We start from the raw sequence: 8,375 nt of genomic DNA, 5'->3' as shown, positions 1-8,375 counted from the left end.
TAAGGACGATAGCAAATTTTATAATGCAATTTTATTGCTTATTAAATTTAATCATTGCTGTTTTCCTTATAGGAGAACAGCTTTTTTTTATAGTGTTTGATTAAATATATTAATAAAAATGTGAATTGAAAGGATGATTAAAATGAAATCAAAAAAAATACTATCATTAGCAGCGGTGCTTGCATTAAGTTTAGGCTTAATAGCATGTGGAAAGACGAATGACCTAAAAACTACAACAACAACAGCTGATGTTCCAGTAAAAGACATAATAGTAGGTGTGTGTGCTGGACCTTATGGTGACATGTTTAAAGATGCAATTCAACCTTCCCTAGAAGAAAAGGGATATAAGATAACTATTAAGGAATTTAGTGATTATGTTCAACCTAACAAAGCACTTGCAAATAAAGAAATTGACCTCAATATGTTTCAGCATTCTGTGTACCTTGAGAAATTTGCTGCTGGAAATAATCTAAAGTTAACTGCAATTGCAGAAATACCAACAGCAGGTATGGGAGTTTATTCAAATAAAATTAGATCCTTAGATGAGATAAAAGAAGGTGCTCTAGTTACAATACCGGATGATCCTACAAATCTAACAAGAGCATTAAAGGTACTAGAAGCTGCAGGCCTTATTACAATAGATCCCAAAGTTGAAAATTCAATAGCAACAGAAAAAGATCTTTCAGAGAACCCTAAGAAGCTTGAGTTTAAGCTTATAGAAGCACCACAGCTTCCAAGGACTTTAGATAGCGCAGATTTAGCAGTTATAAATGGTAACTTTGCAATTGCTGCAGCACTTAACCCAAGCGAAGCTTTATATAATGAAAAACTTAGTGATGGATACATAAATGTTATAGCAGTAAGAACAGAAGATGCAGATTCTCAGTTATCAAAAGATGTATTAGAGGTAGTTAAATCTTCTAAGTTTAAATCAGTAATTGATGATCCTAAGGGACAATATAAAGCTTTTCAAAAGCCAGCTGATTATTAATAAAAAGGAGTCATGTTGAATGATAGAACTTAAAAATATTAATGTGAAATTCAAAGAAAAAAGCGATGAACTTCATGCTGTTTCAGATGCTTCCCTTAGAATTAAAAGAGGGGATATATTCGGAATAGTTGGTTCAAGTGGTGCCGGGAAAAGTACATTATTACGAACAATTAATCTTTTAGAGAAACCTACTAGTGGAGAAATAATCATTGATAATAAAAACATTATAAATTACAAAGGGGAAGAATTAAGAGAATTAAGACGAGGAATAGGCATGATATTTCAGCACTTTAATTTAGTTTTAAACAAAACCGTTTATGAGAATATTGCATTTTCACTTAAAACTGCTGGTAAAACTAAAGAAGAAATCAATATTAGGGTTAATGAACTTCTTCAGGTTGTTGGATTAAAAGATAAAGCTGAGGTCTACCCTTCAAAATTAAGCGGAGGGCAAAAACAAAGAGTAGGAATTGCAAGAGCAATGGCTAATAATGCCAAAATATTATTGTGTGATGAACCAACCTCAGCGCTTGACCTTGAAACTACCTCATCCATTTTAAAGCTTCTCAAAGATATAAATGAAAAATTTGGAATAACTATTGTAATCATTACTCATGAATTAGAGGTAATAAAGTCAATATGCAATAGAGTTGCAGTAATGGATAAAGGAAAGATTGTAGAAGAAAGGTTGGTTTACGATTTATTTGCAAATCCTCAAAATGAATATACAAAACAGCTTTTAGCACATTCCTCAAATTTTCAGCTTCCTAAAGAACTTATTAAGAGTTTAAAAGGTTACATTGTAAAGCTTAGATATGTTGGAGAAACTGCTACAGAACCTATATTATCCACACTTTCAAGTAAGTATAATGTGATTTTCAGCATACTTCAAGGAAAAATAGAGTACATTGGAGATTTACCTATGGGAACATTGTATATAACCATCAGCGGCAATGATGAAAGTATAGATGAAGCTATTCAATATTTAAAAAATAACACATATAGTACGGAGGTGATTAGGCATGCTATCCAATAATTTTAACCTTTTTGAAGAATTAATATTAGCACTTAATGAAACTTTTATTATGGTTTCTGTTTCACTAATAGTTGCCATAATGATTGGTGGCCTCCTTGGACTTTTACTTTTTTTAAGTTCTAACCACTTATTTTTTAAAAACAGGGTGTTAAATGGAGTTTCAGGGATCATTATAAATGTTACAAGATCAATACCATTTATAATACTTTTAGTACTTCTTATACCAATTAGCAGTGCAATTATGCATACAACCATTGGTCCGGCTGCAGTTATAGTGCCACTTTCAGTATCAGCAATAGCTTTTTATGCAAGGCTTTCAGAAGCTTCATTTAGTGAGGTAAATATGGGGGTTTTAGAGGCAGGAGTAGCCTCTGGTGCTAAATCTATAGAGATAATAATTCACATACTTATACCAGAAGCTCTCCCGCAGCTTATAAATGGAATTACTATAACAGCTATTTCTCTTATTGGATTTTCAGCTATGGCAGGTACTGTAGGGGGAGGTGGTATAGGCAATTTAGCAATTAGATATGGTTATCAACGTTACAATACCACAGTAATGCTAACTTGTGTTGGTGTATTAATCATAATAGTTGAAGGCTTGCAATTGTTAGGTGATTTTTCTGCAAAGCAAGTAAATAAAAAATAAATGTAAGGGGTTTTAATAATGAGTGAGAAAAAATATTGGGATGAAAAAATAGAAACATTACCGAGGGCAGAGCTTGAGGCATTGCAAGAAAGAGAACTTAAAGAAATATTAGAATTGTCATATAGTAGCTCTGCATACTATAAAGAAGCTTTTGATGCAGCTGGGGTAAAACCTTCCGATTTTCAAAAACTTTCAGACATAAGTAAATTTCCTTTTGTAAATAAACAAATAGAACGTGAGCGCCAAACTAAAAGCCCGCTTTTGGGTGACATGGTTACTGTAAGTGAAGATGAAGTGGTTTTCGTTTCTGCTTCAAGCGGGTCGACTGGGGTTCCTACCTTAAGTCCTTTTACAAAACAGGATTTTGATGAATTTCAAGATGTAGAAAGCAGACTTTTTTATGCAGCAGGCATGAGAAAAAATGATAGATATGTCCATGCACTTAACTTTTCACTTTTTGTAGGAGGACCAGATGTTATTGGTGCTCAAAATCTTGGTGCACTATGTATTTGGGCAGGAACAATTCCTTCAGAAAGACTTTTATTCATTTTAAAGGAGTTTCAACCGACAGTAATTTGGACAACACCTTCATATGCTTGGTTTTTAGGAGAAACTGCTAAGAAAAATGGGATTGATCCAGCTAAAGATTTATCAATAAATAAAATTATAGTTGCAGGAGAAGCAGGCGGTTCCATTGATGCAACAAGGGATGCCATTGAGGAGCTTTGGGGAGCAAAGGTTTATGATTTCTTTGGAATATCTGATATATTTGGTGCTTGTGCAGGTATGTGTGAAGCTAGAAATGGACTTCATATCGCGGAAGACCACCTGCTAGTTGAAGTCTTAGATTTAGAAACAGGGGAACCAGTAGCTGATGGTGAACGTGGAGAGATAGTACTTACTACTTTAAGAAAAAAAGCACGTCCTATGATTCGATTTAAGACAGGTGATATTGGCATTATTGACAGAAGTCCATGTACTTGTGGAAGAACCCATGCAAGAATAAATGTAGTTGGAAGACTAGATGATATGTTCATAGTTTCAGGAGTTAATGTATTTCCTAGCGATATAGAATTTGTTCTTCGCAGATTTAAAGGAATTACAGGGGAATATGTAATTCGCATTTTAGAAGAAAATTTTACTGTTAAATATATAGTAGAAATAGAAAAAACAATAGACAACAATGAATCTGATGAAGAGGTAAAAGCTAAAGTTTCTGCAGCACTTAAAGCAAGGCTGGGAGTAAAACCAAAAGATGTAGTACTTTTAGAAGATGGAGCTTTGCCAAGGGCTACCCATAAGGCTAAACGTCTTATAGATGAAAGAAAGATAAATTGTACCATTTGAAAATAAGAAAAAAATTAAAGACGAATTATTAAATTTTAAAAAGGAAGTGTATTATGGTGAATTTAAGCAATAAAACAGATTGTTTCACTGAGTCAATAATTAGAAAAATGACAAGAATTTCAAATGAATATAATGCAGTAAACCTATCACAAGGATTTCCAGACTTTGATCCGCCTAAAGAATTATTAGATTCTTTAAGTGATACTGTATATAAAGATATTCATCAATATTCAATTACTTGGGGTGCACAGAACTTTAGGGAAGCTCTTGCAAAAAAACAGTCAAAATTTATGGGNNAAGGCAGAGCAAGGGTAAAAACAGTCAAAATTTATGGGGATAAATATTGATCCAAATAGTGAGATTGTCGTAACTTGTGGAAGTACAGAAGCGATGATGGTAGCAATGATGACAGTTTGTAATCAAGGGGATAAGGTTATAGTCTTTTCGCCTTTTTATGAAAATTATACTGCAGATACTATTTTATCAGGAGCAGAACCTATATTTGTTTCCTTACGTTCGCCAGATTATAATTTTGATGTTTCTGAATTGGAAGCAGCTTTTAAACAAAATCCTAAAGCTATAATACTTTGTAACCCATCAAATCCAACTGGAAAAGTATTTACTTATGATGAGCTTAAAATCATCGCTGATTTAGCAGAAAAATATGATACTTTTGTAATTACAGATGAGGTCTATGAGCATATAATCTATGCTCCACATAAGCACACATATTTTGCATCACTTCCAAATATGTTTGAGAGGACTATTTCTTGTAGTTCTTTATCAAAAACATATTCAATAACTGGGTGGAGACTAGGATACATTATAGCTCCAGCAAGAATTGTTGATGTAGCAAAAAAAGTTCATGATTTTCTTACAGTTGGAGCAGCAGCACCTTTGCAAGAGGCAGCGGTTACAGCTTTGAATTTTGAGGATACTTATTATGAAGAGTTGCAAAGGACTTATACAAAGAAGAGAGATTTATTTTTAAGGGGACTTGACGATATAGGATTAACCTATACAACTCCACAAGGAGCTTACTATATAATGATTGATGTTTCAGAATTTAGCAGGGACAATGATGTTAAGTTTTGTCAGTGGTTAGCAAAAGAGGTTGGTGTTGCTGCAGTACCTGGTTCCAGCTTCTTTAGAGAAGAAGTTAATCATTTAATAAGGCTTCATTTTGCGAAGAAGACAGAGACCTTAGAAGAGGCGCTTAACCGTCTTTCTTCATTAAAATATAAGGCAAGGGGATTACGATTATGATTGAAATAAGATGGCATGGCAGAGGTGGTCAAGGAGCATTTACTGCAGCAAAGATTTTAGGTGCTTCTGCTTCTTTATTTGAAAATAAATATTCGCTTGCTTTTCCATCCTTTGGTCCAGAAAGAAGAGGAGCACCAATACAGTCCTTTACTAAAATTGATGATAAAAAAATTATTGATAGAAGTGAAATAAAAAAATGTGATTATATAGTTTTACTAGACGAGACACTTTTTGATAACGAGTACATCAAGGATTTAAAACCTCATGGAAAAGTAATCATCAATAGCAGTCACTCTGAAAAATATGAAGAATATAGTGAAGTTGTAGTTACCTTTGATGCAACACAAATAGCTTTAGATATCTTAAAGAGACCTACTACAAATACTGCTATGATTGGTGCACTTATTGGTTTATCAAACATTATAAGCATTGGAGCTGTAATTTCAGGTTGTGAAAATTATTTGAAAGGTTCAGTTCTAGAGAAAAATAAAGAAGTTATACTAGCTTCTTACAATAAGGTGAGGGGTGAATAATATGAATAAGCCAAGGTTAAGACAATACAAAAAGCCTTCTCATATATCGGAATATCCTTTAGGTCCTTGCTATAAAGCTGGACATCTTGTCACAAAAAATGCAGGATGGAGAAATGAGAAGCCTATTATAGATCATGAAAAATGTGTTAATTGTTTGCAATGTTATATGTATTGTCCTGATGGAGTCATCTTTAAGAAGGATAACAATATTGATATAGATTATGATTTTTGCAAAGGTTGCGGAATATGTGCTAAGGTATGCATTCCAAAAGCTATAAAGATGGAAAGAGAGGTGTAAATAATGGCGGAAATAAAAGCTTTTTTATCTGGAAATGATGCTTTGGCAGAGGGAGTAAGACTTGCGCGACCACAGGTTATCTCCGCTTATCCAATTACTCCACAGACAACTGTTGTAGAGAGGCTTTCTGAAATGGTGGAGGAAGGCAGCTTGAAAAGTGAATATATTCATGTAGAATCAGAACATTCAGCTTTATCTGCGGCAATGGGTGCAAGCTCAGTAGGTGCAAGAACCTTCACTGCTACATCCTCACAAGGGTTACTTTATATGGCAGAATGTCTTCAGTATGCTAGTGGGGGAAGATTCCCAATTGTTATGATGAATGCTAATCGTTCTACAGCACTTCCTTGGAATATTTATGGGGACCAAAGAGATTCACTTTCCCAACTTGACTGTGGCTGGATACAGGTATATGTAGAGGATGCACAAGAAAGCCTTGATATGGTACTGCAAAGTTACGTGATAGCTGAAAATGAAAATGTTCTTACACCAATTATGATAAATCTTGATGGCTTCATACTTACACATACTTATGAGTTAGTACAGATTCCTACAAGTGAGGAGGTAGATAAATTTATACCACCATTTGAGACTACTAATAAAATGGATTTAGAAAATCCAGTAAATATGGCTTTTAGTGCAGGACCTGGGGATAATATGGAATTTAAATATCAACAGCATCAGGCAATGATAGATGCAAAAAAAGTTATTAAAGATGTAGATGAAGCCTTTAACAAGCAGTTTGGCAGAAAATATGGCGGAATGGTAGAGGAATATTGTTGTGATGATGCAGAAATAGTACTCGTAACTTTAGGAAGTGTTACAGGTCTGGCTAGGATTGTAGTTGATGAACTTAGAGCAAGTGGATTAAAAGCAGGAGTATTTAGAATACGATTTTTAAGACCTTTCCCAGAGGAAGAATTAATTAACTTAGCAAAACAGGTTAAAGGCATCGGTGTATTAGAAAAGGATATATCCTTTGGTTATGAAGGCACAGTTTATACTAATGTAAATTCTGCTATAGCAAAGGCTAGGGTTTCTATATCTTCTTATAACTTTGTTGCCGGTCTTGGTGGACGAGATATTTCAAAGGATGATGTACTGGAAATGTTCCAATATATAAAAGAAGGGGTAGAAGGAACTAAAAAAGACTTTGTAAAATTTATAGGTTTGGGGGTGGAAATTAATGACTGAAAAAAATATCGTCAAAAATATTACTAATAACGAATTATTTTATGGGCATAAGGCCTGTGCTGGCTGTGGAGGAAGCTTAGCAGTAAGAATTGCATTAAAAGCACTTGGAGAAAGGACATTTACAGTTATACCAGCAGGGTGTATGTCAGCAGTAGGATTTAATTTTCCACAGCTTTGTTTTAGTAACAATGCAATTATATCTACTTTTGCAGGCACTGCTTCAATGCTTACTGGTGTTGAGGCTGGAGCAAGAGCTTTAGGGCTTAAAAATTATAAGGTTCTTGGTATTGCAGGGGATGGTGGTACCGCTGACATTGGAATACAAGCTCTTTCAGGAGCCATAGATAGAAATGATAATGTTATTTATATTTGCTATGACAATGAAGCATATATGAACACAGGTATTCAAAAAAGCAGCTTAACTCCCTTTGGTGCAAAGACCACTACAACACCAGCAGGAAAAAATATTAGAGGAAGCATAACACAAAAGAAAAACATGTTTGAAATTGTAGCAGCTCACGGAATAAAATATGCAGCCACAGCCAGTGTTGGATACCTGCCAGATTTTATAAATAAAGTGAAAAAGGCAGCAGAAGTTGATGGCACATCCTATATTCATGTAGTTGCTCCATGTCCAGTAGGATGGGGAATTCCAACAGATGAAATGGTGGATTTAGCTAAGGATATTGTAGACTCTGGTTTATGGTATTTAGCTGAATTTGAAGAAGGGGAGTTCAAAATTAATAGGAATCCTAAGGAATTTACTTCTGTAAAAAACTATCTTCTAAAACAAGGAAGGTTTAAACACTTAAATGATGAGGATATAGACCTTGTTACAGAAGAAAGAGATAAGAAATGGANNTCAGAAAAAATTGGGGTTAAAACAGATATTGATACACATGCTATAATTATTATTGTAAGTAATAATTATGGGATTTATCCATAGACCTATTAGGCTAATAATAATTTGTTTAAAAAACGTCGTTAATCCAAAAAAACTGAGAATTAAAGATTATTCATATACTCTTTATAAAATGGTAATTTATAGGAGGTATAGAGAT

At 34.0% G+C, this 8,375-nt stretch carries 8 protein-coding genes and 1 pseudogene; all 9 read left to right on the top strand.

Going from position 1 to position 8,375, the window contains the following annotated elements; translation table 11 throughout:
* Positions 1-142 precede the first annotated feature (142 nt).
* Entirely contained in the window at positions 143-991 is an 849-nt protein-coding gene (locus tag B2W91_RS14280; protein WP_291582140.1) for a MetQ/NlpA family ABC transporter substrate-binding protein, read from the top strand.
* Between the two features lie 19 nt (positions 992-1,010).
* Positions 1,011-2,027 (top strand): methionine ABC transporter ATP-binding protein, encoded by a 1,017-nt coding sequence (locus tag B2W91_RS14275; RefSeq protein ID WP_291582137.1) that lies wholly within the window; start codon positions 1,011-1,013, stop codon positions 2,025-2,027.
* Positions 2,014-2,676, top strand: coding sequence for a methionine ABC transporter permease (locus tag B2W91_RS14270; protein WP_291582135.1), 663 nt, complete (start codon positions 2,014-2,016; stop codon positions 2,674-2,676). The genes B2W91_RS14275 and B2W91_RS14270 overlap by 14 nt, the downstream gene beginning before the upstream one ends.
* Before the next feature lie 18 nt (positions 2,677-2,694).
* Complete coding sequence (locus B2W91_RS14265) at positions 2,695-4,023, top strand: phenylacetate--CoA ligase family protein (RefSeq protein ID WP_291582133.1); 1,329 nt, start codon at positions 2,695-2,697, stop codon at positions 4,021-4,023.
* 53 nt (positions 4,024-4,076) lie between these two features.
* Positions 4,077-5,289, top strand: a pseudogene (locus B2W91_RS14260) (pyridoxal phosphate-dependent aminotransferase).
* The gene (locus B2W91_RS14255) at positions 5,286-5,822 is read left to right on the top strand and encodes a 2-oxoacid:acceptor oxidoreductase family protein (protein WP_291582124.1); all 537 of its coding nucleotides are present in this window, start codon (positions 5,286-5,288) and stop codon (positions 5,820-5,822) included. The pseudogene B2W91_RS14260 and the gene B2W91_RS14255 overlap by 4 nt, the downstream one beginning before the upstream one ends.
* A gap of 1 nt (position 5,823) precedes the next feature.
* Positions 5,824-6,120 (top strand): 4Fe-4S binding protein, encoded by a 297-nt coding sequence (locus tag B2W91_RS14250; RefSeq protein WP_039632954.1) that lies wholly within the window; start codon positions 5,824-5,826, stop codon positions 6,118-6,120.
* A gap of 3 nt (positions 6,121-6,123) precedes the next feature.
* A complete protein-coding gene (locus B2W91_RS14245) occupies positions 6,124-7,314 on the top strand; it encodes a transketolase C-terminal domain-containing protein (protein WP_291582120.1) in 1,191 nt (396 codons plus the stop codon).
* A complete protein-coding gene (locus tag B2W91_RS14240) occupies positions 7,307-8,260 on the top strand; it encodes a thiamine pyrophosphate-dependent enzyme (RefSeq protein WP_291582118.1) in 954 nt (317 codons plus the stop codon). The genes B2W91_RS14245 and B2W91_RS14240 overlap by 8 nt, the downstream gene beginning before the upstream one ends.
* Positions 8,261-8,375: the final 115 nt, after the last annotated feature.

Origin of the sequence: Clostridium sp. UBA6640, assembly GCF_002455975.1 — a bacterium.
Taxonomy (GTDB): Bacteria; Bacillota; Clostridia; order Clostridiales; family Clostridiaceae; genus Clostridium_J.
Note: the sequence above shows the minus strand (reverse complement) of the source record. Positions and strands in the feature narration are given on the sequence as shown.